This is a genomic window from Streptomyces sp. NPDC048441 (genome assembly GCF_043200235.1).
Taxonomy (GTDB): domain Bacteria; phylum Actinomycetota; class Actinomycetes; order Streptomycetales; family Streptomycetaceae; genus Streptomyces.
The window spans coordinates 96612-122045 of the sequence record NZ_JBICXM010000009.1 but is presented as its reverse complement, the minus strand read 5'-3'; the positions used below and the strand labels follow the sequence as shown (position 1 = coordinate 122045).

At 70.3% G+C, this 25434-nt stretch carries 23 protein-coding genes and 1 pseudogene; 12 read left to right on the top strand and 12 right to left on the bottom strand.

The window, feature by feature from the left end; translation table 11 throughout:
- Positions 1–127 precede the first annotated feature (127 nt).
- The 3 genes from ACGFSB_RS23070 to ACGFSB_RS23060 form a co-directional block, all read right to left on the bottom strand.
- Positions 128–2347 carry an NADP-dependent isocitrate dehydrogenase gene (locus ACGFSB_RS23070; protein WP_393402282.1) on the bottom strand — a complete coding sequence of 740 codons (2220 nt, stop codon included), beginning with the start codon at positions 2345–2347 and terminating at the stop codon, positions 128–130.
- A 125-nt stretch (positions 2348–2472) separates the two neighbouring features.
- A complete protein-coding gene (locus tag ACGFSB_RS23065) occupies positions 2473–4056 on the bottom strand; it encodes a phosphodiester glycosidase family protein (protein ID WP_393402280.1) in 1584 nt (527 codons plus the stop codon).
- Positions 4057–4177: 121 nt separating this feature from the next.
- Positions 4178–4708, bottom strand: coding sequence for a CGNR zinc finger domain-containing protein (locus ACGFSB_RS23060; RefSeq protein WP_393402277.1), 531 nt, complete (start codon positions 4706–4708; stop codon positions 4178–4180).
- A 26-nt stretch (positions 4709–4734) separates the two neighbouring features.
- Here ACGFSB_RS23060 and ACGFSB_RS23055 point away from each other — a divergent pair, with 26 nt between their 5' ends.
- Both ACGFSB_RS23055 and ACGFSB_RS23050 read left to right on the top strand, forming a co-directional pair.
- Positions 4735–5235 carry a GNAT family N-acetyltransferase gene (locus tag ACGFSB_RS23055; RefSeq protein ID WP_393402274.1) on the top strand — a complete coding sequence of 167 codons (501 nt, stop codon included), beginning with the start codon at positions 4735–4737 and terminating at the stop codon, positions 5233–5235.
- Between the two features lie 214 nt (positions 5236–5449).
- The gene (locus ACGFSB_RS23050; RefSeq protein WP_393402271.1) at positions 5450–5698 is read left to right on the top strand and encodes a hypothetical protein; all 249 of its coding nucleotides are present in this window, start codon (positions 5450–5452) and stop codon (positions 5696–5698) included.
- A 22-nt stretch (positions 5699–5720) separates the two neighbouring features.
- On the opposite strand, the gene ACGFSB_RS23045 is transcribed toward ACGFSB_RS23050, so the two are convergent.
- Positions 5721–6026 (bottom strand): WhiB family transcriptional regulator, encoded by a 306-nt coding sequence (locus ACGFSB_RS23045; RefSeq protein WP_393402269.1) that lies wholly within the window; start codon positions 6024–6026, stop codon positions 5721–5723.
- Positions 6027–6172: 146 nt separating this feature from the next.
- On the opposite strand from ACGFSB_RS23045, the gene ACGFSB_RS23040 reads away from it, so the two are divergent.
- The 6 genes from ACGFSB_RS23040 to ACGFSB_RS23015 all read left to right on the top strand — a co-directional run bounded on the left by ACGFSB_RS23040 (position 6173) and on the right by ACGFSB_RS23015 (position 11756).
- Positions 6173–6907 carry a hypothetical protein gene (locus ACGFSB_RS23040; protein ID WP_393402267.1) on the top strand — a complete coding sequence of 245 codons (735 nt, stop codon included), beginning with the start codon at positions 6173–6175 and terminating at the stop codon, positions 6905–6907.
- A gap of 254 nt (positions 6908–7161) precedes the next feature.
- Positions 7162–9000, top strand: a complete 1839-nt coding sequence (locus tag ACGFSB_RS23035; protein ID WP_393402264.1) for a sensor histidine kinase — start codon at positions 7162–7164, stop codon at positions 8998–9000.
- Between the two features lie 117 nt (positions 9001–9117).
- Positions 9118–9537 (top strand): roadblock/LC7 domain-containing protein, encoded by a 420-nt coding sequence (locus tag ACGFSB_RS23030; RefSeq protein ID WP_393402261.1) that lies wholly within the window; start codon positions 9118–9120, stop codon positions 9535–9537.
- Positions 9534–9896 (top strand): DUF742 domain-containing protein, encoded by a 363-nt coding sequence (locus ACGFSB_RS23025; protein ID WP_393402259.1) that lies wholly within the window; start codon positions 9534–9536, stop codon positions 9894–9896. The genes ACGFSB_RS23030 and ACGFSB_RS23025 overlap by 4 nt, the downstream gene beginning before the upstream one ends.
- A complete protein-coding gene (locus ACGFSB_RS23020; RefSeq protein WP_393402257.1) occupies positions 9877–10491 on the top strand; it encodes an ATP/GTP-binding protein in 615 nt (204 codons plus the stop codon). The genes ACGFSB_RS23025 and ACGFSB_RS23020 overlap by 20 nt, the downstream gene beginning before the upstream one ends.
- Entirely contained in the window at positions 10488–11756 is a 1269-nt protein-coding gene (locus ACGFSB_RS23015; protein WP_393402255.1) for a cytochrome P450, read from the top strand. The genes ACGFSB_RS23020 and ACGFSB_RS23015 overlap by 4 nt, the downstream gene beginning before the upstream one ends.
- A 40-nt stretch (positions 11757–11796) precedes the next feature.
- Here the strand turns inward: ACGFSB_RS23015 and ACGFSB_RS23010 are convergent, their stop codons facing one another.
- Both ACGFSB_RS23010 and ACGFSB_RS23005 read right to left on the bottom strand, forming a co-directional pair.
- Positions 11797–13023 carry a cytochrome P450 gene (locus ACGFSB_RS23010; protein WP_393402252.1) on the bottom strand — a complete coding sequence of 409 codons (1227 nt, stop codon included), beginning with the start codon at positions 13021–13023 and terminating at the stop codon, positions 11797–11799.
- A gap of 185 nt (positions 13024–13208) precedes the next feature.
- The gene (locus ACGFSB_RS23005; RefSeq protein WP_393402249.1) at positions 13209–13943 is read right to left on the bottom strand and encodes a chitinase; all 735 of its coding nucleotides are present in this window, start codon (positions 13941–13943) and stop codon (positions 13209–13211) included.
- Positions 13944–14618: 675 nt separating this feature from the next.
- Between ACGFSB_RS23005 and ACGFSB_RS23000 the strand changes: the two genes are divergently transcribed.
- Complete coding sequence (locus tag ACGFSB_RS23000) at positions 14619–16097, top strand: UDP-N-acetylmuramoyl-L-alanyl-D-glutamate--2,6-diaminopimelate ligase (protein WP_393402246.1); 1479 nt, start codon at positions 14619–14621, stop codon at positions 16095–16097.
- Positions 16098–16373: 276 nt separating this feature from the next.
- Here the strand turns inward: ACGFSB_RS23000 and ACGFSB_RS22995 are convergent, their stop codons facing one another.
- The 3 genes and pseudogenes from ACGFSB_RS22995 to ACGFSB_RS22985 form a co-directional block, all read right to left on the bottom strand.
- Complete coding sequence (locus ACGFSB_RS22995) at positions 16374–16898, bottom strand: SRPBCC family protein (RefSeq protein ID WP_393402244.1); 525 nt, start codon at positions 16896–16898, stop codon at positions 16374–16376.
- A gap of 116 nt (positions 16899–17014) precedes the next feature.
- Positions 17015–17822, bottom strand: a pseudogene (locus ACGFSB_RS22990) (FAD-binding domain-containing protein); the annotation flags it as partial.
- 183 nt (positions 17823–18005) lie between these two features.
- Entirely contained in the window at positions 18006–18908 is a 903-nt protein-coding gene (locus tag ACGFSB_RS22985) for a helix-turn-helix transcriptional regulator (RefSeq protein ID WP_393402242.1), read from the bottom strand.
- A 151-nt stretch (positions 18909–19059) separates the two neighbouring features.
- Here ACGFSB_RS22985 and ACGFSB_RS22980 point away from each other — a divergent pair, with 151 nt between their 5' ends.
- From ACGFSB_RS22980 to ACGFSB_RS22970, 3 genes are all read left to right on the top strand, one after another.
- Positions 19060–19989, top strand: a complete 930-nt coding sequence (locus tag ACGFSB_RS22980; RefSeq protein WP_393402764.1) for an MBL fold metallo-hydrolase — start codon at positions 19060–19062, stop codon at positions 19987–19989.
- A 7-nt stretch (positions 19990–19996) separates the two neighbouring features.
- On the top strand, positions 19997–21544 hold the full coding sequence (locus ACGFSB_RS22975) for a carboxylesterase/lipase family protein (protein ID WP_393402240.1): 1548 nt from the start codon (positions 19997–19999) through the stop codon (positions 21542–21544).
- A gap of 349 nt (positions 21545–21893) precedes the next feature.
- Positions 21894–23039 (top strand): trypsin-like serine peptidase, encoded by a 1146-nt coding sequence (locus tag ACGFSB_RS22970; protein ID WP_393402238.1) that lies wholly within the window; start codon positions 21894–21896, stop codon positions 23037–23039.
- Positions 23040–23135: 96 nt separating this feature from the next.
- Here the strand turns inward: ACGFSB_RS22970 and ACGFSB_RS22965 are convergent, their stop codons facing one another.
- The 3 genes from ACGFSB_RS22965 to ACGFSB_RS22955 form a co-directional block, all read right to left on the bottom strand.
- A complete protein-coding gene (locus tag ACGFSB_RS22965) occupies positions 23136–23417 on the bottom strand; it encodes a hypothetical protein (protein WP_393402236.1) in 282 nt (93 codons plus the stop codon).
- 104 nt (positions 23418–23521) lie between these two features.
- Positions 23522–24376 (bottom strand): ketose-bisphosphate aldolase, encoded by an 855-nt coding sequence (locus ACGFSB_RS22960; RefSeq protein ID WP_393402233.1) that lies wholly within the window; start codon positions 24374–24376, stop codon positions 23522–23524.
- 23 nt (positions 24377–24399) lie between these two features.
- Positions 24400–25350: an SIS domain-containing protein gene (locus tag ACGFSB_RS22955; protein ID WP_393402231.1), complete on the bottom strand. Its 951-nt coding sequence runs from the start codon at positions 25348–25350 to the stop codon at positions 24400–24402.
- Positions 25351–25434 lie beyond the last annotated feature (84 nt).

The following is a 25434-nucleotide window of genomic DNA, read 5'->3' as shown; positions in this document are numbered from 1 at the left end:
GGCGCACACAGTAGAACGCGTTTCAGAAATAGGGAATGGCCGCGGCACCCGCCCGCCGGGCGCTGATACAGCTCCGCCCCGGCAGCGATGTCGCTGCCGGGGCGGAGCTGTATCAGCCGGAGTTCACTCAGCCGAGGAGGCCGAGCGCCTTGTTCAGCGTGGCCGACGGGCGCATCACGGACGCCGCCTTCGCCGAGTCGGGCTGGTAGTAGCCGCCGATGTCGGCGGGCGAGCCCTGGACCGCGATCAGTTCGTCGACGATCGTCTGCTCCTGCTCGGCCAGGGTCTTGGCCAGCGGGGCAAACGACTCGGCGAGCTGGGCGTCCGCGGTCTGCGTGGCCAGCTCCTGGGCCCAGTACATGGCCAGGTAGAAGTGGCTGCCGCGGTTGTCGATGCCGCCGACGCGGCGGGTCGGCGACTTGTCCTTCTCGAGGAACGTCGCCGTCGCGCGGTCCAGGGTGTCGGCGAGCACCTGGGCGCTCGCGTTGTCCGTGGTCTGCGCGAGGTGCTCGAAGCTGGACGCGAGGGCGAGGAACTCACCCAGGCTGTCCCAGCGCAGGTAGTTCTCGCGGACCAGCTGCTGGACGTGCTTGGGGGCGGAGCCGCCCGCGCCCGTCTCGAAGAGGCCGCCGCCGTTCATGAGGGGAACGATGGAGAGCATCTTGGCGCTGGTGCCGAGCTCGAGGATCGGGAAGAGATCCGTCAGGTAGTCACGCAGCACGTTGCCGGTGACCGAGATGGTGTCCTCGCCGCGGCGGATGCGCTCCAGGGAGAACGCCGTCGCGTCCACCGGCGACATGATCTCGATCTGCAGACCGTCGGTGTCGTGCTCGGGCAGGTACGCCTTGACCTTCTCGATGAGCTGCGCGTCGTGTGCGCGGGTCTCGTCGAGCCAGAACACGGCCGGCGAGCCGGTCGCGCGGGCGCGGTTGACGGCCAGCTTGACCCAGTCGCGGATCGGGGCGTCCTTGGCCTGGCACATCCGGAAGATGTCACCGGTGGCGACGGGCTGCTCGAGGACGACATTGCCGGCCTCGTCGACCACGCGCACCGTGCCGGGGGCGGCGAGCTCGAAGGTCTTGTCGTGGCTGCCGTACTCCTCGGCCTTCTGCGCCATGAGGCCGACGTTGGGCACCGAGCCCATCGTCGCCGGGTCGAAGGCGCCGTTGGCACGGCAGTCGTCGATGACGACCTGGTACACGCCGGAGTAGCTGGAGTCGGGCAGGACTGCCAGGGTGTCGTGCTCCCCGCCGTCCGGGCCCCACATGTGGCCGGACGTACGGATCATCGCGGGCATGGACGCGTCGACGATGACATCCGACGGCACGTGCAGGTTGGTGATGCCCTTGTCGGAGTCGACCATCGCGAGCTCGGGGCCCTCGGCGAGCTCCGCCTCGAAGGACGCCTTGATCTGCGCGCCGTCGGGCAGCGCGTCGAGGCCGTTGAGGATGCCGCCGAGACCGTCGTTCGGGGTCAGACCCGCCGCGGCGAGCGTCTCGCCGTACGCGGCGAACGTCTTCGGGAAGAAGGCGCGCACGACGTGACCGAAGATGATCGGGTCGGAGACCTTCATCATCGTGGCCTTCAGGTGCACCGAGAACAGCACGCCATCGACCTTGGCCTGGGCGATCTGCGCGGTGAGGAACTCACGCAGCGCGGCCACGTGCAGGACGGCCGCGTCCACGACCTCGCCCGCGAGGACCGGTACGGACTCGCGCAGGACCTTCGTGCTGCCGTCCTCGCCCGTGAACTCGATGCGCAGCGAGCCGGCGTCGGCGATGGTCGCGGACTTCTCGGTGGAGCGGAAGTCGTCGACACCCATGGTGGCGACGTTCGTCTTCGAGTCGGCCGTCCAGGCGCCCATGCGGTGCGGGTGCGCCTTGGCGTAGTTCTTGACCGAGGCCGGGGCGCGGCGGTCGGAGTTGCCCTCGCGCAGGACCGGGTTGACGGCGCTGCCCTTGACCTTGTCGTAACGGGCGCCGATGTCCTTCTCGGCGTCCGTCTTCGGGTCGTCCGGGTAGTCCGGCAGCGCGTAGCCCTGCGCCTGAAGCTCGGCGACGGCCGCCTTCAGCTGCGGGATCGACGCCGAGACGTTCGGCAGCTTGATGATGTTCGCGCCGGGCGTCTTGGCCAGCTCGCCGAGCTCGGCGAGGGCGTCATCGATACGCTGGCTCTCCTCGAGGAACTCGGGGAAGAGCGCGATGATGCGCCCCGCCAGGGAGATGTCACGGCTCTCCACAGTGACCCCGGCCGTCGAGGCATAGGCCTCGACCACCGGCAGGAACGAATACGTCGCGAGGGCAGGGGCCTCGTCAGTGTGGGTGTAAATGATGGTCGAGTCAGTCACCGGGTGCTCCGCTCCACGTCTGCAACATTGCTCGACATCAAGATATCTCGTGACCGCCCCTTCCTACGAAGCGGCCCCGGTTCTCGGCCGTCACAGCCCGTAGGGCTCGTAACAGTGCGTAACCGTCAGCGCGTGAGGAGCAACGCGTCGCCCACCGCGCGCTCAGTGCCGTCCGACGGCGCATTGATCACCTTGCCCTTCACCGCCATGGCGACCGAACCGCCGCCGTCCAGCGCCATGGCACGCACCGCGCCGAGCGACTTCATCAGCTCCGCCCCTTCGCCGAGACCGAATCCGTCGCTGGAGCCGGGCTGACGGCCGTCCGCGGCGACCAGGAACATGCGGCCCTGCCGGTCGACGCCCAGGAACATGCGCGGGTTGCGCTTGATGCCCCAGGTGTACGCGAAGGAGCGGTCGCCCGTCCGCTCGATGCCGTCGGCGGCGTAGTTCACCGCGACCTTGCCGTCGCGCACCAGCTCAGGGCCGCCATTGACGATGCCGTCCCGCGAGCCGAGCTTCAGCTCACGGCCGCGCTCGTCCAGGATCCGCTGCCGGACCTGCGCCCCGCTCCCCTGCTTCACATGCGTACGCAGCCAGGACGCGCCCTCGCCGATGCCCGCGAGGACGCTGCCGCCCTGGGGCACGGCGCCGCCGCGCGGACGCACCTCCTGGACACGTCCGGCCGCGTCGAGAACCGCCTCCACCCCGTCACCGGCCGGGGTCCTCGCGCCGAGCTCGTCGGTGAACTCGACGATCTCGTCGGGGTCGGTGCAGGTCACATCGTGCTGGGGCCGCTCGGTCGGGGAATCGCCGCCGACACCGCCGCAGTTGCGGATCAGACCCGGCACACGGTTGATGCCGTCGACAGTGGCGGACGCCCCGCCCGCGCGGACCCGGAGCTCCGTGCTGAGCTTCTTGAACTCCGGACGCAGGCCGTTACCGCGCAGCACCGCCGCGATCCGGCCGTCGGTCGCCGCGCTCTGCAGCTCCCCGTCGTACGCGGCGATGCCCGCCGACGCGCCCGGCACACCGTCCTTGCCCTCCATGACGAAGAAGCCCGCATTGATACCGAGGAGAGCACCGTCACGTACGGCCATGTCGCTGACCTTCTCGCGGCCTGCGACGCCCGTTCCGTACATGCCCTTCATCGCTCCGTGGTAGCGCTTCGGGTCGACGATCGCCACCTTGACCTGCGCCACTCCGGTGCCGGGCACGCCATCGGCACCCGTCCACTCGCTGACCGCGTCGAACCCGGCGGCGGCGAGTGCCTGCCGCTGGGCGTCGGCTTCGGTCCGCGCGTCGAACTCCCCCACTCGGACCCGCACCCCGACGAGCCCGCTGCGGTCCGAGCCCCTCGGCCATTCGACGCGCTCGGCACGTGCACCGAACCCCGCGCCGCGCAGCCGCTGCGCGAGCGCCTCCGCGTCCTGCTCACCGCTGAGGTGGGCGCCGTTCGCACGCACGGTGACCGTCCAGTGGTCGGTGCCGGGGCGGCCAGAGATCCTCCCCTGGTACAGATCGGCACCGGAGGCGAGGCGTTCGTGCTGCCAGCCGGCGATCGGTGGAGGGACAGCGGCAGTTGGCGAGGAGGCTGCCGCCGTGTCCCCGTACCGGTCGACGACTGCACCAGGGGCGAGGAGCCCCGTCGCGGCGGCGGCGACCACCGACACCTTCACGGCGGCTCTGAACGGACGGCGTACGAGGGCCACGGGAACTCCTGGGTCGGGAAGCTACAGCGAACGCGAGCGTGCGGACGGAGATCGATCCCAGGAGTGAATACCAGAAGTCCGGCCGGAAAACAGGGCCCGGAACCCGCGTTCGGGGCCGGATTCAGTCGTCTCGGCCCGTGGAGCGCGCACGGTGCCGGCGTACCGCGTCGCGGTTGGCGCACCGCTGGGAGCAGTAGCGCTGCCGCCCGGTGCGGGAGGTGTCGGCGAAGATCGTGGCGCACTCGCCCACGGCGCACCGCCGGAGCCGGTGCATGCCCTTCCCCGCAAGGTGCAGGGCAGTGCCGACAGAGATCAGCGAGGACAGCAGGGCGCCGAGCGGCAGCCGGTCGTCGCGGTAGTGCAGATGCCAGCCGCTGCCCGCGTGGTCGGTGAGGCGGGGGTGGGAAGTGGCCGCCGCCAGCATCCCGTTGAGCAGCTCGGCGCGCTCCTCCTCATCGGTGGCATCTACGACCTTCTCCCAGGCGTCCAGGGTGTCCAGGGCGCGGCCGAGGTCCTCTGCCACGACCGGGCGCTCGATGACGAGCCCCGCGGCGCGGCAGCGGTCCGCGAGTTCCCCGGCGGTCACGGGCCGCCGGTTGGCCAGGGCCGCGGCCAGGTTCACGATATCCTCACCGTAAGGGTTGAGGTGCATAAGACCATTACATCAGGCTGATCGACATGCCACAACGCACCGGAATCCAGACCGACATACGGCAGGCGACGCAGGCCGACATCGCGGAGCTCGTACGCCTGCGGGCGCTGCTCTTCGAGCATCGCGGCGACGAATACTTCAACCCGCCATCGGGAGACGACAGCTGGCAGGACGCCCTGGCCGTATTCCTGAAGGACCAGTTGCCCCAGTCGACCGCGGCAGCCGTGCGGATTCTCGTCGTGGACGGTGACAGCGGCCTCGCCGCGTGTGGCATCGGAACGGTCGAGCAACGGCTGCCGGGACCGCATCTGCGCAACGGCCGGGTCGGACTCGTGATCGGCGTGGTCACCGACCCGGCCCACCGGCGGCGCGGTCACAGCCGCGCGATCATGCGGGGTCTGCTCGGCTGGTTCCGCGAGCGTGAGGTGACCCGCGTGGACCTGTACGCCTCCCACGAGGGTGAACCCCTCTACCGCGACCTCGGGTTCGTCAACCACCCTGACCCCGCGCTGTATTGGCGCCCTTGACAGCCGTCACCCGAGTGGCGGTGCCGATTCCGGGGCCGGGGAACCGGCCCCGCTCCTGTGGCCGATGCGCCGCCGCCGGTACACCGTGGCAGGTACGAGGTGTCGCGGCGGCGACGGCGGGTAGCCGCGCTCCGCACCGGAAGCCGCGTGTCTGCGTATCCGCGTATCCGCGTATCCGGACGCGACAAGGCAACGAAGGACTGGAGGGAAGACCGTGAGCGAGGAGCAGCCCGAGACCCGGGGCGAGGACGACACGCCCGTACCGAGGGACCCGCCCGACCAGCAGGCGTCGGACGAGGAGGACCACTGGGATCCGGACGACGACGCTGCCACGAACGGCAACGCCCCGGATGCCGACGACGACGTACCCGACACGGACGAGGCGGGCACCGGCAGGCGCGGCGCACCGCACTCGGGTGGCGTCCGTCCCGACCAGCCGGTACCGGACGAGCCCTCCGGCTGAGCCGGCGGGGCGCGGGCGCCGTTCAGCGTTTGCGCTCCGGCACCCTTCGCCGCTGCCGTTGCCGCCGCCGCTGCGCCCGGCTCTCCGCTCGGTGGAGCGGCGCGCGCTCGTCCTCGCCTTCGCCGCCCCACACCCCGGTGATCTGCCCCGACGCGACCGCGTAGGCCAGGCATTCGCGCGTCACAGGACAGCGGTCGCAGACGGCCTTGGCCTCCGCCTGCTCCTCGATCGCGGGGCCGGCGTGCCCGACAGGGAAGAACAGCTCGGGGTCCTCGTCGGCGCAGGCGGCCCTGCGCATCCACTCCTGATCCAGCATTCTGGTGTCCATGGCGCCCCGGGTTCCCGGCCCGATGCCACCCAAACAGGGGCCACAGGCGTGCCTCGCCGCACACGGCACCGCGGCTCAGGGGGACGCAGACGCAGGTCCGCGGAGTCCAGGACAAGCGGCCCGGCTCAATCGGCGACACTGAGGTCATGCGCCGCGTCCACCAGTACCCGCCCCCGTCCGTCTACGGCCGTCTCCGCGTCGAGCGGCACGACCTCGCGCCTGCCCGCTGGCTGGAGCAACGCCCGCGCGGCGAGGCCCGGTTCGGCACGGTGGCGGGCGTGGGCGCCCCCGGCTTCGACGCGTACGCACGCATCGTGCACCCTGCCCTGCTCGGTACGGAGCCGGTGCGATGGGATCAAGTCGCCGCCGTGTACGGCCGGTCGGTGTCCGCCCTGACACGCTGGCACGAACTGATCGGCGTCAAGGACCCCCTTCAATACCGCAATGACGATCCCCCGGCCGTCCCCGGCGTCTGGGACGAGCACCCGCACGAGGGCCCGACCCCCGCGGACGTGGCCCGCACACTGATCTCCGTGCTGTCCCGGCACACCCGCACCCCCGACCGCTGCTGGTACGGACTGTGGGAGGGCTACGGCCACTACGACTGGGACGGCACGCCGGTGTTCCACACACCCGGCCGCGACGAGATCCTGCTCTCCGGCCCCCTCGACGACGCCGACTCGCCCGCGTCGCCGGACCTCCACGGGGTGACACCCGAGATCCCCGACCTGTGGTGGCCCGATGACCGTGCCTGGTGCGTGGCCGGTGACGTCGACCTCGTGAGTACGTACGTCGGCGGTTCCGCGGCCTGCGTCGCCGACCTCGTCGCGACTCCGGGCCTGGAGGCGTTCGCGGTCGCCGAGAGGGCTTTGGTCGACTGACCGACGGACCACGGCTCCCCTACCACGGAGTCACGTTCCAGGGGCGAGATCACGACGAAGGAGCTCTCCTGAACGACCGGTTCCCCCTCCCCGGCATTCACGCTCCGCGGGATGACTAGCATGGCGCGATGTAGGGTCCGGAAGATCGTCGTCCCCTTGGTGTTCTCTCCAGGCCTGCCCACGACCGACGCGCATCCCGATGCGTTTCGGTCGGCTCGTTGTCTCCCTGCACTCAAGGACCGAGGGACCGCTGAATGCCCGTGCCTGCTCCTCCCAGCCCACACCGAATAGCCAAGGCGCAGCGCCCCGCGTCTGCCGTGCCGCTGGTGGTGCTTGTGGTGACCGGCGCGGCCGGTGCCGCCGCGTCCTTCGCGGCACCGGACAACGCCCGTGGCTGGACGGTGGCTTCGGTCGTGGCCGGTTGGCTGTGCCTGGCCATCGCCCTCGTGGCGGGCTCCATGCATGTCGGGCGGGTCCGCAGGACAGCGGCGGCGGACCACGCCAACGCCGATGCACTCAACGCGTCGCTGGCACGCCAGGGCGCCGAGTCCGCGCATCTGGTGAACGTCACGCTCCCGACCGTCGTCAAACGGCTGCGGGACGGGGCGGGTACGAACGAGACCCTCGCCCGGACGGCGCCGCCGTCGGACCCCCAACTGCGCCAGGTCGTCCAGCTGTTCGCCTCGGTCGTCGAGGAGTCGGTACGGGAAGCCGCCACAGCCGGGGCCGAGCGCGACACGGCACAGGGCCAACTCGCCCAGGCCACGGCGGAATTGGAGCAACTGAGGGCGGCGACGCTGCCCGCGGCTGTCGAGCAGCTGCGCGAGGGGGCATCCGCGGACACCGTTCTCGCCGGTCTCGAATGGCCGCGGAATCCTCTGCTGCGGCTGCCCGCGGAGTCGTTCGTACGGGAACTCGCATTCAGCGAGCGGCGTGCCGCTGCCGCGCAGGCCGCATCCGCCAAGGCGCTGAGCCGGGTGCAGGCCAAGTCCGTGAGTATGCTCGCCGATCTGCGGGACATGCAGGAGCGGCACGGCGTCGAGGTCTTCGGTGATCTGTTGCGCCTCGACCACAGCACGTCCCAACTCGGCTTGATGACGGACCGGTTGGCCCTTCTGATGGGTGGCCGGTCCAGTCGCGCGTGGAACAAGCCGATCGTCATGGAGAGCATCCTGCGGGGTGCCGTCGGCCGGATCTCCGCGTATCAGCGGGTGCGGCTGCACTGTTCGTCGACCGTGGCGATCGCCGGGTTCGCGGCGGAGGGCGTCATGCACCTCCTCGCCGAACTCATGGACAACGCGGCGAACTTCTCCCCGCCCATCGACGAGGTGCACGTCTATGTGGAGGAGCGCGCCGCCGGGGTCGTCGTGACGATCGAGGACAGCGGCCTGAAGATGGCCGACGCGGCGATGCGCCGTGCGGAGGAGTCGGTCTCCGGGCGCATGACGGACCTGGCGTCCCTACAGGGCACCCGACTCGGTCTCGCGGTGGTCGGGCGGCTCGCGGCCAAGTACGCCATGAGTGTCAACTTCCGTCCGTCCTCACGGGGCGGCACGGGCGTCGTGGTACTCCTGCCTCCGCAGCTCCTGGCCCAGCAGCGCGATCCCGCTCCACGGCAGCCCGTGCTCCGCAGTCCCGAGCCGAAGCCCACGCTGGTCGCGGCGGCGCCCGCACCGGTGGACGCAGAGATCGCACCCGTGACCGCGGAGACGGCACCGGTGACCGCGGAGACCCCACCCGTGGCCGCGGAGACCGCCGCCACCGCTGAAGAGGCCCCGGCGGCCCCGGACGTCGCCGCCAAGACCGTGCAGGAACGTCCCGCCACCGCCACGCCGAACGGCCTGCCCGTGCGCGCCCCCGGCCGCACCATGGCCGAGGCGGACCGTGAGCGGCAGCAGCGCAGGGCCGCGTCCGATGCCGCGTCCGCCGCGGCTGACGCGGCGCCCTCCGGCGATGCGGAGCCGTTGCCGCGTGACGCCGGTTCCCGCTTCGGCGCGTTCCACCGCGGGCGGCGGTCGGCCGGGAGCGACGTGCCCGGATCGCCCGCGGAGCCCGACCGTCCCACCGAGTCACGGCCGCCGTACGGCGAGTAGACCGAAGCCTCCCGCACGGCGCCCGGGATCTGGCGCCCCCTTCCCCCGCTCAAGATCGTGAGATTGGAGGCACGGGCCGGTGACCGGACACACCCGGCACATCTCGCCCCACCTACCATGCAGACCACTGACAACAGCCTGACCTGGCTCCTGCAGAGCCTTCTGAAGCGCACGCCCGGTACACGGCACGCTCTGGTGCTCTCCAGGGACGGCCTGAAGCTGTGCTGGAGCGAGCATCTGACGCTCGACCAGGCCGACCAGCTGTCGGCGATCTGTTCCGGCATCCAGGCCCTTGCCCAGGGCGCCTCCGTGGAGTTCGGCGACGGAACCGGCGGTGTCCGGCACTCCATGACCGAATTCCACGGCGGGCTGCTCTTCATCGTCGAGGCGGGCGAGGGAGCCCACCTGGCGGTCGTGGCGGACGAGAACGCCGACCCCGGAGTGGTGGGCCATCAGATGACCGAACTGGTCGAGCAGATCGGGGAGCACTTGCGCGCCGAGCCGCGCGATCAGGACCAGGGCAGCGGCTCCTCGTGACGCCGCGCAAACCTGTGGACATCGGTGACCCCGACCGGCTCTACACGGTCACCGGCGGCCGCAGCCGCGCCGACGACGATTCGTTCGACCTGGTCACGCTGGTGGTGAGCGAGTGCGAGCCGACTGCGGGGATGCAGTCGGAGCACGTACGCATCCTCGAAATGTGCCGGCATCCGACGGCCGTGGTGGAGATCGCCGCCGAGATGAAGCTGCCGATCACGGTGGTGCGGATTCTGCTCGGCGACCTGCTCGCGATGAGCCGGATCACCGCCCGCCATCCCCGCGCGACCGGCTCGGCCGCGTCGATCCCCGATTCCGACCTTCTCAAGGAGGTGCTCCATGGGCTCCGCAATCTCTGAGCTGCCTTCCCGTACGCCCCTGTCCGACACTGCCGAGACCGGCTTGAAGATCGTCGTCGTGGGCGGATTCGGGGTCGGCAAGACCACCCTTGTCCGGTCGGTCAGCGAGATTCGTCCGCTGAACACCGAAGAGGTGATGACGCAGGCCGGCGTCGGCGTCGACGAGACGGCCGACGTGGCCGCCAAGACCACCACGACGGTGGCGTTCGACTTCGGCCGGATCAGTCTCAACGAGCGCGTGGTGCTCTATCTGTTCGGCGCACCCGGCCAGGAACGCTTCTGGTTCCTGTGGGACCGGCTCTTCTCCGGCACGCTCGGCGCGGTCGTCCTGGTCGACACGCGGCGCATGGACGACTCCTGGTACGCCATCGACCGGCTCGAGCACCACAAGACGCCCTTCGTGGTGGCGGTCAACCGGTTCGACGACGACACGTCCGCGCACTCGCTCGATGAGATCCGGCAGGCGCTCGCGCTGCCCGGCCATGTGCCCCTGATCGACTGCGACGCCCGGGTGAGATCGTCGGGCAAGGACGTCCTGATCACCCTCGTGGACCACCTCTACGAACTGGCCCTGGCCCAGGAGATGACACAGTGACCGAGCAGACCGGATCCCCTTCCGAGCAGAGCGCCCCGCCTCCGGGGTGCCCCGCACGCGTGGACGGCGTACGCCTGGGCGGTCTGGAGTACCAGCAGACGCCCGCCCAGCTCTACCGCAGCCTGCGCAGTGAGCACGGTGCGGTCGCGCCGGTCCTCCTCGACGGGGACGTGCCGGCGTGGCTGGTCCTCGGCTACTCCGAAGTCAGCTATGTGACCGGCCACGACGAGCTGTTCGCCCGTGACTCGCGCCGCTGGAACCAGTGGGAGAACATTCCCGCCGACTGGCCGCTGATGCCCTTCGTCGGCTACCAGCCTTCGGTCCTGTTCACCGAGGGCGCGGAGCACCAGCGGCGGGCCGGGGTGATCACGGAGGCCCTCGAGGGGGTCGACCAGTTCGAACTCGCCAGGGACAGCGGCCGTATCGCCGACCGGCTGATCGCCGAGTTCGCGGGCAGCGGCCAGGCGGAGCTGATGAGCGCGTTCGCGCACGCGCTGCCCATGCGGGCCGCGGTGCAGATGTGCGGTATGCCGCACACGGGTGAGGATACGCAGCACCTCGTGGACGACCTGCGGATCTCGCTCGACGCGGCGGAGGGCGACGACCCGGTGGCGGCGTACACGCGCGTCGGGGAGCGCATCCAGCTCCTGGTCAAGGAGAAGCGGGAGAAGCCCGGAGCGGACGTCACCTCACGCATGTTGCAGCATCCGGCGGGCCTCACCGACGAGGAGATCGTCCAGGACCTGATCTCCATCATCGCCGCCGCCCAGCAGCCGACGGCCAACTGGATCTGCAACACCCTGCGGCTGATGCTGACCGACGAGCGGTTCGCGCTGAACGTCTCCGGCGGACGGCTGAGCGTGGGCGAGGCGCTCAACGAGGTGCTGTGGCTCGACACCCCGACGCAGAACTTCATCGGTCGCTGGGCGGTGCGCGACACCCAGCTCGGCGGGCGGCAGATCCGGGCGGGCGACTGTCTGGTGCTCGGCCTCGCCGCGGCCAACACCGACCCGCAGATCTGGCCCGAGTCGCACGTCGGCCCGGAGAACTCCGCGCATCTGTCGTTCAGTCACGGCGAGCACCGCTGCCCCTACCCCGCGCCCCTCCTTGCCGATGTCATCGCGAGGACCGCGGTCGAGACGCTCCTGGAGCGGCTGCCCGACCTCGTCCTCGCGGTGGAGCCGCAGGAGTTGACCTGGCGTCCGTCCATCTGGATGCGCGGTCTCTCGGCACTGCCGGTGGAGTTCACACCCGCGTCGCACTGACCCGACCGGGGCGCCGCCCTGGGGCGGCGCCCCGGTCGGGTCAGGCGGTGACGGGAGTGAATTCCACCGGCAAGGACCGCGGCCCCCGGGTGAACACCCCCTGCTCGACGGGCTCGAAGCCCTCCGCGAGCCGCGCGTCGGGCATCGCGTCGAGGAGCTGGCCGACGCCGATCTCCACTTCGGCCTTGGCGAGCAGCGCGCCCACGCAGAAGTGCCTGCCGAGCGCGAAGGAGAGATGGTCGGCGGCGGCGGAGAACGCGGTGGTCGTGGTCAGGTCGTCCCGGAAGATGTCGAAGCGGTCCGGCTCCGCGTAGCGCTGCTCGTCGCGGTTGGCCGAGCCGATCAGGCAGGTGACGGTGGCGCCGGCGGGGACGGTGCCACCGGTGAGCTCCACCTCGGTCGCCGTCTGCCGCATGATCATGTGGACGGGCGGCGTGCAGCGCAGGGTCTCGGCGAAGGCACGGGCGATCAGGCTGCGGTCCTGCCGGACGGCCTCGAGCTGCTCGGGATGCGTCAGAAGATTGGCGAAGATGCTGGCGATCGCCTTGTCGGTGGTCTCGCCGCCCGCCGCGAGCAGCAGGCTGCAGAAGGCCTTGATGTCCTCGTCACTCATGCGTACGCCGTCGACCTCGGCGGCGCACAGCGTGGACAGCAGGTCGTCTCCGAGGTGGTCGCGGCGCTCCTGGATGATCGGGATCATGTATTCGGCGAACTCCACCCGGGTCCGTTCACCGGCCGCGGCGATCTCGGCGTCGGCCTCGAGGTTGCCGAGGAAGGCTATGACGGTGGTGTACCAGCCGTGGAAACGCGCGTGCTCGGCCTTGTCCAGGCCGAGCATGTCGGCGATCACGTTGACGGGGAAGCGGGTGGCGTAGCCCCCGACCAGGTCCACGGCACCGGTGTGCCGGAAGGTGTCGATGAGCTCACGGGAGTTGCGCTCGATGACCGGCAGGAACTTCTCCTGGAGATCGCTGCCGCGGAAGGCGGGCGCGACGAGCGCGCGCCGCACGGCGTGCTCACGGCCGCTGAGCTGGAGAATCGTCTTGCCGTGTACGGGCTCGATCTGCCAGTCGTAGTTGTCGGTGGTGAACTGCGAGCTCTTGTCCTTGAATACGCGCTCCACGTCCTCGTACCGCGAGATGATCCAGCTCTGCGTCGCCTCGTGCCAGAAGAGCGGGGCGCTCTCCCGCATCACCTGGTAGGCCGGGTAGGGGTTCTCGGCGAACTCGGGCGAGAGGATGTCGGGGACGTGCTGCGCAGTGGACATATGGCTCCTTGGTCGGTCACAGGCAATGTGTCCCAGGCTATTGATCACCACCTGGCCCAACCAGCCCCTCCTGGTCGACGGTTGAGCGCTGCACTAACCTTGGCCGAAAATCGCCCGCTGTCTCGCCTGCTCCGTGCAGGCGAGACAGCGGGCGAGGCAGCGGGTGACGACGAGGCAGGGCCGCCTCAGCAGCTGAGCTTGTCGCCTGTGGGGACGCCGAGGATCTCGGTGAACTGGGTGTAGTTGTTGATCCGGCTCTGCACCTGCTCAGGGTTCTTCCCGTCGCATTCCAGGCTTCCGTTGATGCTGCGGATCGTCTCGCCGAACCCCGCGCTGTTGACCATGGCGTTGTGCGGCGTCATGGTCCCCGGGCCGTTCTGGGTGTTCCAGTACCAGAGGCCGGTCTTCCACGCCACGGCGGCATCGTTCTGCACGAGGTCCGGGTTGTTCAGGAGGTCGATCGACAGGGCGTCGCCCGCCGCCTTGTAGTTGAAGTTCCAGCTGAGCTGGATCGGGCCGCGGCCGTAGTACTTGTCGTTGCCCGCCGGGCAGCCGTAGGGCTGGGAACTGTCGCAGTAGTGCGGGTAGTTGGCCGTGTTCTGCTCGACCACATGGACCAGGCCGCCGGTCTCGTGGCTGACGTTCGCCAGGAAGGCCGCGGCCTCCTGCTTCTGCACGGTGTCGCTGCCCGTCTCACTGAACTCGGGGTAGGCGCTGAGTGCGTCGGTGAGGCCGCTGTAGGTGTAGAAGGAGTTCCGGTTCGGGAACATCTGGTTGAACTGGGCCTCGCTGACGATGAATTCAGCCGCGGCATCCGCCTTGTCCGCCTTCTCGGCGGAGGCGTTGGGCGCGAGGGTCAGGAGGGCGAGTGCGGCGGCGGACGCGGTCGCGGTCAGCGCGGCGAGGACACGAGGACGCATGGGATCACTCCTTCGGCGGGCCGACGCGTGCGCGTGCACGGCCGCCCGTCGCGTGGTGGGGGGAGGGTACGAGGAGTCGCCTCTTGGACGTGCAGGGGTGCAGAGGGGTGCAGGGGTACAGAGGGGTGCCGACGTGCAGGAGTAAGAGGCGCGCAGGAACGCGAGGAAGTGCGCGGAAGTGCTAGGAAGCGCGAGCGAGACGAAACGCGAAGAATGACGCGGCAGAATCCGTCGGCGTGCACACCGACGCACCGGAGCTGCAGCTATCCGGAATGACTCCTGCCGTTGGACTAGACCATACCGAGTGACGCGTCCGCGTCAATAGGCTTCGGGGTATCCGCCGCAGCGCCTCGGGGCATCCGCGGCGCTGGAGAGGATCCGTTCCGTCGGCGTCGGACCCGCGCGGCCTTACACTGAAGCCGTGTCGGGCAGGTCCCTGCTCCGCCCGGCCACCTGTCTGCGGCCCTCCACGGCCCATCCGGTTCTGTGCAACCGGCCGTGCGGCGCACAGGTAGCGTTCCTCGGCCGTCCTGGCCCTTCGGCCCGCACGCAGATATCCCCCTGCGGGGCCCGCTCGCCCATACGCGTATCACCGCGGATTCCGGTGTGCCGTCGCCCTTGCCTGCCAGGCCGGGCGTACGCGGTATGCCGCAAGCCGCCTTCGAGGGGACTGTTGTGAAGCTCAGCGCACTGCTCGACGGACACGACCACCACGTTCTGCACGGTGACCCGGAAGTCCCGGTCACCACGGGCATCTTCTTCGACGCCGGGCAAGTGACATCCGGATCGCTGTACGTCGCCGTACCCGGCCAAGAGGAGGGCGGGCCCGGCGGCATCGGGCGGGCACTGGAACGGGGGGCGGGGGCTGTCATCGTCGAGGACGGCGCGCCGCCGGCCACGGTATCCGCCGGGCAGGTGTGCGTGGTGCGGGTGGCCGACGCACGAGCGGCCGCCTCGCTCGCCGCCTCCCGGTACTACGGCGAGCCAGGACGCGCGATGGACATCGTGGCGGTCACGGGCACGAACGGCAAGACCTCCGTCTCGTACATGATCGAGTCCGCTCTCCGGCTGGCGGACGGCACGAAGGCGGGGGTGATCGGCACCTCGGGGAGCCGGATAGGCACGGAGCCGATCCCGATGCCGAGATCGGTCCTGAGCACCCCTGAGTCGCCGGACCTCCAGTACCTCCTCGGCCACATGCGCGACCGGGACACGAGCAGCGTGGTGCTCGAAGCCACGTCCATGGGCCTGTTGCAGCGCCGCCTCGACCATGTCCCTGTCGCCATCGGCGTGTTCACCAATCTCACCCAGGACCACCTGGACGACCACGGGACCATGGAGCACTACAAGGACGCCAAACTGCGCCTGTTCGGTGGGCTCTGCGACCGCGCGGTGGTCAACGCGGACGATCCCGTCAGCGCCGAGATCCTGGCCCTGATGCCGGGTGCGGTGACCACGTACGGCCTGGACGCACCCGCCGACTACCGGGCGAGCGACCTGGTCGTGGACGCGGCGGGCACCCGCTTCACGCTCCACCACGACGGCCGCAAGTATCCTGCCGCAATCCCGATACCGGGACGCTTCTCGGTGTCCAACGCCCTTGCCACCCTCGCGGCCTGCCATCTGCTCGGCCATGAACTCCCCGCGCTCGTCGAGGCCTTGGACCGGATGCCGCCGACTCCGGGCCGGCTCGAGCGCTTCACCACCGCGCGGGGTGTCGACGTGATCGTCGACTACGCGCACTCCCCCGACTCCCTGGAGAAGGTCCTCGCCACGATCCGCGGTTTCGCGGCAGCGGCGGTGATCACCGTGTTCGGCTGCGGTGGCGACCGTGACACCACCAAGCGCGCCCTGATGGGCGAGATCGCGGGACGCCACTCCGATCTGTGCGTCCTCACGTCGGACAACCCGCGCGGCGAGGACCCCGAGAGGATCCTGGACCAGACCGTTCCCGGTCTCGCCGCCACCGGAACGCCCTTCCACCGGGAGGCCGACCGCCGCGCTGCGATCTCGTACGCACTGTCCGCCGCACAGCCGGGCGACATCGTGCTGGTCGCCGGAAGGGGCAGCGAGCCCCACCAGATCATCGGCGAACTGCTCCTCCCCTTCGACGACATGACGGTGGTCCGCGAACTCGACCTCGACGCGCCGTAGGGGCCACTTCCGCGGGCGGCTGTGCGGGCCGGTGCGCGAGAGGGTGTGCGATGCATCCATCGCGTCGCCGCGGGCAGTGCGAATCGGACCGTAGACGCCGTGGGTCCCGCGGCGTCTACGGTCCCTCATGATGCTCGGGTACGTCACCCGGCGCGGCTGGTACGACCCCGAGGCGCTGCAAGTCTTCACCCGCAGGCAGCACGGCGGGCGCTACTGGTTCGCGCGCGGCTGGAACTGGCGGGGCATGTCGGCTTGGTGGACGGGCGCGCGCTCCGATCATCGGTCCCGGGACTGGTGCTCCCGCCCGTTCTCGAACTCCTGCTTGAGGTTCCGCAGCGTCTTGTCGATGTTGCGGACCTGGAAGGCGGCGAAGGTGTGACCGCCGGTGGCCACCCGGTCGAAGGTGTTGGCCACGAAGGTGGGCCAGGAACGCCGGTCGTCCGTCCAGGTCTCGGTCACCTCGGTCGCACCGTCGCTGTCCTCGAACCGGTACTCCCAGGTGGCGATCGGGGCCTTCATCCGGGGGCGCTTCAGCCCGATGGCGTGCACGCGGAAGGCGAAGCGGCGGCCCGGATCGGCCTCGGTCACCGTGCAGCGGGTGGTCCAGCGGAACGCGCCGCGCTTGTTGTGACCGTCGAAGACCAGGCCGACACGGGCCGGCGTTTCGCCGCCGGGGACGGTCGCCCCCAGGTTCTCGGGGCTCCAGCGTCCCATCAGGCCTGGCCTGCTGACCTGCTCGTAGACCGAAAGGGGTGACGCCTCGACCAGGATGCTCCGGGACACAGTGAACGTGCGGGTCATGACAACTCCGTTCCTCGACCCGCGACCTTACTCATGAGTAGCAAAAATGTCAGCCCTCCGCCCCGCCCGGCCGCTCGCAGGCTCCGCGGGCCTGTTCGAAGCGGGCAGCCAGCGGCGTACGTAGCCGCCGCCCGGGAGCTCGCCACCACCATGCGCCCCCGATTGTGCATCCAGCCCTCATGGCGGAGCTGCCGCATCGCGGCGTCCACGAAGGGGTAGCCGGTGCGCCCGGCACGCCAGGTGGCGGCCTCCTTCTCGTCCGAGCGCCACCGGTCACCGCGCGAGCGGTAGTCCTCGGCGGCCGCGGCCGGGCGGGGCCGCGAGGACCTGGTGGTGGAAGTCCCGCCAGGCCAGCTGCCGTACGAACGCCTCCGCCCCCGATGAGCCCTCGCGGGACGCCCTGTGGATGGCTTCGGCCGCCGACAGGGTGCCGAAGTGGAGGTGGGGCGAGAGACGCGATGTGGCTTCACGCGCGATGTCGTCGTGACCGTCCTCGTACCCCGCGACGCCGCCGGACAGCCAGGCCCGCATCCCGCGCCGCCCCGCGCTCTCGCCACCGGTGTCCACGCCCGGCGAGACGCCGGTGATCTCCGCACGCGGCAGCAGTGGTTCCGACGCCACGCCGGCGACCGGTACCGTGCGCGGAGCCGGCAGCACCTCTCGTACGCCCGCTGCCGTCCAGCGCCGGAAGTACGGGGTGAACACGGCGTAGTGGTCGCGCCCCGACGGGAGCAGCTCCCCCGGCGCGACGGCCGTGACGACGGCGTCATGGACGACGAGCTCGCATCCGGTACCGGACAGCGCGGCCCGCAACCGCTCCTCGCGCCGCAGCGCGTACCGGCTCACTCCCCCCGCGATGTGCAACCGTGCCGCCCCGGTCTCGGCCGCCACCCGGCAGGCCTGCTCGGTCACATCACCACTTCGGCCCGCCCGGCCCACGGGTAGTCACGCAGTTTGCCGGGCGAGCGGGCGAGACACCGCACCTGATGACCGGCGTCGAGCAGCTCGGGAACCAGCCGCCCCCGATGTACCCGGTGGGGCGCCTCCGCGTCGAGTGATGTGCCTCTCCGGGCTCCACCCTCTCCTTGTCGCGGCCCTTCGCGCACTTCAGGAACGCGGGTGTGCGGGCGCGGAGCTGGCGGCCGGAGCGGAGGCGTAGGCAGTAGTGGCCTGGCCGAGGAGGGCTATCGCTTCCTGTGACGGTGAGCCGGGCTCCGTGACGGCCAGGACCAGGTGCTGATCCTCCTCCGGCGGGAGGCGGAGGCTCTGCTGGGTCACGGTGAGCGTGCCGACCAAGGGGTGGCGCATCTCGTAGCTGGCGAAAGCGCACGGCTGCACCCGGTGGTCGGTCCACATGGCCGCGAACTCCGAGCTCTTGACCGTGAGTTCACCGATGAGCGAGGTCAGCAGCGTGTCGTCGGGGTAGCGTCCCGCGACCATCCGCAGATTCTCGACGACGGCCTCGGCCTTCGTCTGCCAGTCGGCGTACAGCTCGCGGGTGTGAGGGTCGAGGAAGAGCATCCTGGCCAGGTTGGGGCGCTCCGCCGCCCGCTCCGGACCGCTGGGGCTCGTATGCGCCGCGAACAGTGCGTGGCCGAGCCTGTTCCATGCGAGTACGTCGGTACGACGGCCGCTGACCAGTGCCGGAACACTCTCCAGGGTGCTCAGCAGATGGAGCGTGGAGACCCCCACCCGCTCGGGCTTCGGGCGGCGGACCGGGGTACGCCTCCTGCCCGCGTCGGCGAGGTCGTGCAGATGCCGGCGTTCCGCCTCGCCGAGGCAGAGCGCACGGGCGACGGCGTCCAGGATCTCCGGGGACGCCCCGACCGACTGGCCCTGCTCAAGCCGCGTGTAGTACGACGCGCTGACCCCGGCGAGCAGCGCGAGCTCCTCCCTGCGGAGCCCTGCCACGCGCCGCCGGTCGCCGTAGTCCTTCAGGCCGACGTCCGCGGGGCGAAGCCGGGAGCGTCGCGCGTACAGGAAGTCGCCGAGCGGGCCGCGTTCTCTCATGCCCTCAAGTCTGCATCGGCGCGTGCTCGGCAGCCTGCCCCTGTCCGGGATAGGCAGCAGCGGGGTAGGCATCGGCGGGTCTGGCTGACCTTCGCGGACACGGCGACGGTGGTGGTTGTCCGCAGCCAGCCTCCCGACCATGGAGCACCCGATGGACCAGATCGAACTCGGCGACGTCACCGTCACCCGTGTCATCGAGTACTACGGCCCTGCCGGCATGACGCCCGGCGCATTCCTCCCGACCGTCGAGGAAGACGCCTGGCGTGCCAACGCCGCCTGGCACGCCCCGGACTTCCTCGACTCGCGCACGAACATCGTCAATTCCGCGATCCAGAGCTGGGTCCTGCGCAGCGAAGGGAAGACCGTCATCGTCGACACGGGGGTCGGCAACCACAAGGAGCGCCCGTACTCCCCTGTGTGGAGCCACTTGCGCACCGACTTCCTGGCCGACCTGGCACGCGTCGGCGTCACCCCGGAGGACGTCGATGTGGTGATCAACACGCATCTGCACGTGGACCACGTCGGCTGGAACACCTACCTGGACGGCAGGGACTGGGTCCCCACCTTCCCGAACGCCACCTACTTGATACCCAAGGACGACTACGACTTCTGGAACCCGGAGAACGGCCACAAGCCCCTGCTCGGCCGCGGCAACCAGAACGTCTTCGAGGACAGCGTCGCCCCCGTCCACCGGGCGGGCCAGGTCCATCTGTGGGAGGGAGGCCACCGCATCGACGCCAACCTGCGCCTCGACCCCGCCCCCGGACACACCCCCGGATCCAGCGTCCTCACCCTCACCAGCGGCACCGACCGCGCGGTCTTCGTCGGCGACCTGCTGCACAGCCCCGTTCAGCTCGTCGATCCGGACCACAACAGCTGCTTCTGCGAGGACGCCGCGGGCGCCCGCGCCACCCGCCGACGGGTCCTCGGCTGGGCCGCCGACCACAACGCCCTTGTCGTTCCCGCACATCTGGGAGGCCACAGCGCCGCTGAGGTCGAGCGCGCGGGCGGCGCGTTCGCCATCAAGGGGTGGGCTCCTTTCACCCGGCATTCCCCTGCCACTCCGGCCGGGGACAGGTGACGGCGGCATGAGTACCGAGAACCGCACCAAGGCTCCCGAAGTGACCACCGCGCAGGGCGTGGTGGCCGGTGCCCGGCACGAGGGCGTCGCGGTCTTCCACCGCATCCCGTACGCCGAGCCCCCTATCCGCACCGGACGCTTCGCAGCACCTCGGCCGCACGCCCCGTGGAGCGGCGTCCGGGACGCGACGACGGCGGGGCCGACCGTGCCACAGGCCGAACGGAACCTGGGGGCGATCGACATGTCGCCCTACTTCGGGCCGGGTTGGGTCCGCGGGGACGACTACCTCACTCTCGACGTGTGGACCCCCGACCACGCCCTCACCCCCTCCCCCGTCCGCGAGGAAACCGCCCTGCCGGTCATGGTGTTCGTACACGGCGGAGGCTTCGTGGCGGGATCGACGAGGGCGAGCCTGTACGACGGCACCGCCTTCGCGCGCGACGGTGTCGTCCTGGTGACCCTCAACTACCGCCTCGGCATCGCGGGGTTCCTCGATCTCCCCGGATCTCCGCGCAACCGTGGACTCCTCGACGTACTCGCCGCCCTGCGCTGGGTACGGGAGAACATCGCCGCGTTCGGCGGCGACCCCGACCAGGTCACCCTCTTCGGCCAGTCCGCGGGCGCCACCCTCACAGGTGCCGTCATCGCCGCGCCGGAGAGCAGGGGTCTCGTCCGGCGCGCCATCGTCCAGAGCGGCAGCGGCCTCGGTGCCTTCTCGCCCGAACAGGCCGCGCGCGTGACGAAGGCGGCGGCAGCGGCACTGGGCATCGCGCCGCACGCCGAGGCTTTCGACGGCGTCCCCGACGCGCGTCTGGTGGAGGCCGCGTCCCGACTCGGAGGGATCGATCTGCACACCACAACCGCGTACGACCCACTGATCGGGCTCAGTCCTTTCAGCCTGGTCGCGGACCGACAGCCCGCCGACGCCATCGCCGCCGGGAGCGACATCGGCAACGACAGCGGCAGCGCCGCCGACATCGATCTCCTGATCGGCACCAACACCGAGGAGGGCAACCTCTACCTCGTCCCCTCCGGCGCGTACGCCGCCTCGACCATGGCGGACGTCAGGACCGCCGCGGAGCTCTCCCACCCCGAACCCGACCTGCTCATCGAGACCTACCGCACGGCACACCCCGGCGCCACGCCGGGCCGACTGCGCTCCGCCGTCATGGGCGACGCCCTGTTCGGCGCGGGGAGCTGGGCTCTGGCCGGGGCGCACGCCGACCGGTCATCCGGCACCACCTACAGCTACCTGTTCGACTGGCGCTCCCCCGCCCTCGACGGACAGCTCGGCGCCACGCACACGGTGGAACTCCCCTTCGTCTTCGGCCTCGGCCCCGCGCCGCTGCGCGGACCCGACGCGCTGCTCGGCCCCGGGAACCCACCCTCCAGTCTGGCACCCCGTATGCACGCCGCCTGGATCCGGTTCGCCCGCACCGGCGACCCCGGCTGGGCCCCGTACGACACCCGACGCAGGGCCACCATGGTCATCGGCAGCCGCTGGAGGGTTCGCGAAGATCCTCGTGGTGTCGTACGCAGAGCTTGGGAGCGGTGAGGTACGGCCTGCTCCGAGCGGGCTGACGAGGGCCTCGCCGGAACTCCGATCTCCCCTTGTGCCGACCTCGTACCGCATTGCTCACCCCTCCCACCGCAGTCGCGCACACCGCTCCCACTCAGCCCATCGTTCTCAGCCGGATGCTTCGAACTTTCGGACAACTCGTGCCACACACGTGGATCTACGTCCAAGCCCCCTCCCAAGCTGGGTCCGGCATGACGGGGGCTTCGATGCATGTCTTGTCATGGCTTTGCCATGACTGCAAGGCGATGTGAGGTGTGCGGTGTCCCGCGCTGTGCCCGTTTTTCGGTCGACACATTCATGAACCGGCCACCTAGGGGGAACACAGGTGAACACATCCGGCCGCAGAGCATTCCGCGTCGGTCTCACCGGCATCGCACTCGCCGTAGTGACACTCGGCCTGCCGATACAGGCGGCCAACGCGGGGGAATCCAAAGCTAGTTCAGCCGACAGCAGCACGGCCGCGTCCGCGGGGGCGGGCGCAACCGCGTCGTCCGGGTCGTCCCGGTCGTCCGGGAAGGACGCCTCGGCGTACTGGACGTCCGAGCGCATGGCGAAGGCCACCTCGGTTCCGCTCCCGAAGCTGAGCGCCGAGCAGTCCGCGCGCGTACAGGACGACGCCGCGAAGGCAGCCACCGAACAACTCGCCCCGCAGTCCGCGCCGCCCACCGCGCCGAAGACCCGGAGCGCGTCGAGTGCGCCGGGCGGCGACCTGTCCGCGATGTCACTCAACAAGGCCGAGCGCTGGGGCAAGGCAGGATCGGCGCCCGCGCTCACCACCGGACGCCTCTTCTTCGTCAACAACAACGGCGCTGACATGCAGTGCACCGCGAGCGTCATCACCGCCGACAACCACAACACCCTGTGGACCGCGGGGCATTGTGTTCACCCGGGCGGCGACGGCGCGGACGCGTACTACGACGTCAACCGGATGGCGTTCGCCCCGGACGACGACGGGGGCGCGGCGCCGCACGGCCTGTGGGAGGCCACCTACACCAACACGACCAAGGGCTGGCAGGACGACGAAGACTTCCAGAGTGACCTCGCCGCGGTGGAGGTCACCCCGCAGACGGCCAACGGAAACCTCCAGGACTTCACCGGCGCCCAGGGCTACCGCTTCGGCCACGGCCAGGACTTCAGCGATGTCACGTTCCTCGGCTACCCGGCCGCGGGCAACGGCCGTTCGTTCCCGGGCGACGAGCTGTACTACTGCCAGGGCGACACCGAGGACGCCAGCGTCTGGTTCTGGGACGAGCGGCTGCAGATGGTCTGCGACATGGGGCAGGGATCGAGCGGAGGCCCCTGGCTCGACGACATGAACAGCGGCGGCGGTGGCTACATCGTCGGCGCGATGTCCCACATCGACGACAACGACCCCAATGTGCCGGACGACCAGTGGGACGACGACCACGGCTGGTCGTCGAACCACGGCGACGGAGCGATCAACGTGTACAACGACGTGTCCAAGCACTGACCGCCGCTGACCAGCACTGACGCAGAACAGGGCACGGCGCCGTGGTTCATGGCGCCGTGCCTTCCACGTTCTCCGGTCGCTCCCGCCGGTTTCCTTCTACGGTTCCTGCGGATCGGGCATCTGCCCCGGGGACGCATGGCGCCTGCGCTCCTCCGTCCAGTACGTCGAGGCCGACCCCGGATCGTCGTCCTTCGTGGCTCCGCTCCCGGCGTCCTGCGGCCGGTCCGTCGATGCCGTCGGGGAGCCGTTCTTCGGTCCGGCCGGAGGCACGCCGTCCGTGTCGCCGCCCGAGACGGCGGACACGGTGACCACGGCAGCCACCGCCACCACCGCACAGGCGGCGGCCACCACAGCCGCCCACCTCTTCCACCTCGCCATACACCTCGCCCCCTCTGAGTCCCGTGCCTCCTGCGGTACCTCTGGGACGAGCGCGACGTCCGCGCGGTTCCGCTCACCGCCCGTCATCGGCCCCTGAAGCGGGATCAGTCGGCCGCGAGGACACGCAGCAGGCGGGACACCTCCGCCGCGACGGCGGCGCGTGCGGGACCGAGGTACTTGCGGGGGTCGGCGGTGTCGGGGTGGGCGTCGAGGTAGTCCCTGACGGCCCGGGTGAAGGTCTTGTTGAGGTGCGTGGACACGTTGACCTTGGTCATCCCGGCCGCGACCGCCTTGGTCAGATCCGCGTCTGAGACTCCGGAGGAGCCGTGCAGGACGAGCGGCACGCCGACGCCGGCCCGCAGGCGGGTGATGAGTTCGAAGTCGAGGACGGCGTCGCGGGTGAGCATCGCGTGTGAGCTGCCGACAGCGACCGCGAGAGCGTCCACGCCGGTCGCCGCGACGAACGCCGCGGCTTCGTCCGGGTCGGTGCGTACGCCAGGAGCGTGTGCGCCGTCCTTGCCGCCGACCTCGCCGAGTTCGGCCTCGACCCACACGTCCGTGCGGTGGCAGTGGTCCGTGATCTGCCGGGTGGCGGTCACGTTCTCGTCATAGGGCAGTCTGGCCGCGTCGAACATGACGGAGGTGAAGCCGAGCTCGACGGCTTCATGGACCAGGTCGGCCGATTCCGCGTGGTCGAGATGGACCGCCACCGGGACGCGGGCCGACCGGGCAAGTGCGAGGGACGCCAGCCCGATCGGTGCGAGTGCGCCGTGGTAGCGGGCGGTGTTCTCGCTGATCTGGAGGATGACGGGCAGTCCGGCGTTCTCGGCTCCGGCGACTATCGCCTCGGCGTGTTCGATCTGGACTACATTGAACGCCCCTACGCCCCCTCCGCCCCCCACGCCCGAAGCGCGGGAGTACGCCGGGCCGACGATGCCGTCAGTGCTCGAGAGAGGCATGGGCTTCTTCCACGTTGCGGCGGTCAGGCACGGTCGTCTTCGAGGATGACGGAGCGTGTGAGGTTGCGGGGCCGGTCCGGGTCGTAGCCGCGTGCTTCCGCGAGCTGGACGGCGAGCCGCTGGGCCAGGATGAGGTCGGCCAGCGGGTCCAGGTCCCCGATCGTGTCCCCGGAACCGGCGACGAAGGTGCCGCCGACCCGTGCGACGTCGTCGCCGAGGCCCTGCGGCACGGCCCCGAACACCCAGGCCACGCGGCCGGGGCCGGTGATACTGATCGGCCCGTGCCGGTACTCCATGGCGGGGTAGCCCTCCGTCCACGCTCCCGCGGCCTCGCGCATCTTCAGCCCCGCCTCGAGGGCGAGACCGTACGTCCAGCCCGTACCCAAGAAGGAGAACTGCTCAGCACCGCACACCTCCGCGCTGAGCTCGGCGGTGGTCGCCTGACGTGCGTCGGCCACCGCGTCGCCGATCGGGCGGACTCCGGCGGGGAGCGCCCCCTCCGCCTCCAGATGCGCACGCAGCAGCGCCAGGGTGGTGGTGGCGAACCGGGTCTGCACCACTGACTGTTCGTCGGCGAAGTCGAGCACGGCGACCCCATCGGCCACGCGCATGACGGGTGTCCGCGCATCCGCGGTGATCGCACCGGTGGGCGTCGAGCCCTTCAGCCGCGCGAGGAGGTCGAGGACCTCCGTCGTCGTCCCCGACCGGCTGATCGCCAGTACGCGGTCATAGGTACGCCCGTGCGGAAACTCCGAGGCGGCGAACGCGTCGGTCTCGCCGTGACCACCGCGCTCGCGCAACTCCGCGTAAGCCATGGCCATGAACCACGAGGTTCCGCAGCCGATCACCGCGACACGTTCCCCACGGCGCGGCAGGACATCGGAGAACAAGCCGACGGATTCCGCGGCTCGCGACCAGCTGTCGGGCTGTGAGGCGATCTCGACGGCCGTGCGGGACGAAGCTGTGTTGGACATGGGGAACAACTCCAGGGAATGAGATGAGAACGGATTACGGCAGCTTCGGCGTCTTCCGCTGCCGCTGCCTCTGCCGCTGCTTGG

Coding starts and splice junctions, on each gene's coding strand:
- ACGFSB_RS23060 (WP_393402277.1), bottom strand. CDS start 4,708: ATGCACCTCAACCCTTACGGTGAGGATATCGTGAACCTGGCCGCGGCC.
- ACGFSB_RS23055 (WP_393402274.1), top strand. CDS start 4,735: ATGCCACAACGCACCGGAATCCAGACCGACATACGGCAGGCGACGCAG.
- ACGFSB_RS23045 (WP_393402269.1), bottom strand. CDS start 6,026: ATGGACACCAGAATGCTGGATCAGGAGTGGATGCGCAGGGCCGCCTGC.
- ACGFSB_RS23040 (WP_393402267.1), top strand. CDS start 6,173: ATGCGCCGCGTCCACCAGTACCCGCCCCCGTCCGTCTACGGCCGTCTC.
- ACGFSB_RS23035 (WP_393402264.1), top strand. CDS start 7,162: ATGCCCGTGCCTGCTCCTCCCAGCCCACACCGAATAGCCAAGGCGCAG.
- ACGFSB_RS23030 (WP_393402261.1), top strand. CDS start 9,118: ATGCAGACCACTGACAACAGCCTGACCTGGCTCCTGCAGAGCCTTCTG.
- ACGFSB_RS23020 (WP_393402257.1), top strand. CDS start 9,877: ATGGGCTCCGCAATCTCTGAGCTGCCTTCCCGTACGCCCCTGTCCGAC.
- ACGFSB_RS23010 (WP_393402252.1), bottom strand. CDS start 13,023: ATGTCCACTGCGCAGCACGTCCCCGACATCCTCTCGCCCGAGTTCGCC.
- ACGFSB_RS23005 (WP_393402249.1), bottom strand. CDS start 13,943: ATGCGTCCTCGTGTCCTCGCCGCGCTGACCGCGACCGCGTCCGCCGCC.
- ACGFSB_RS22995 (WP_393402244.1), bottom strand. CDS start 16,898: ATGACCCGCACGTTCACTGTGTCCCGGAGCATCCTGGTCGAGGCGTCA.
- ACGFSB_RS22985 (WP_393402242.1), bottom strand. CDS start 18,908: ATGAGAGAACGCGGCCCGCTCGGCGACTTCCTGTACGCGCGACGCTCC.
- ACGFSB_RS22980 (WP_393402764.1), top strand. CDS start 19,060: ATGGACCAGATCGAACTCGGCGACGTCACCGTCACCCGTGTCATCGAG.
- ACGFSB_RS22975 (WP_393402240.1), top strand. CDS start 19,997: ATGAGTACCGAGAACCGCACCAAGGCTCCCGAAGTGACCACCGCGCAG.
- ACGFSB_RS22965 (WP_393402236.1), bottom strand. CDS start 23,417: ATGGCGAGGTGGAAGAGGTGGGCGGCTGTGGTGGCCGCCGCCTGTGCG.
- ACGFSB_RS22960 (WP_393402233.1), bottom strand. CDS start 24,376: ATGCCTCTCTCGAGCACTGACGGCATCGTCGGCCCGGCGTACTCCCGC.
- ACGFSB_RS22955 (WP_393402231.1), bottom strand. CDS start 25,350: ATGTCCAACACAGCTTCGTCCCGCACGGCCGTCGAGATCGCCTCACAG.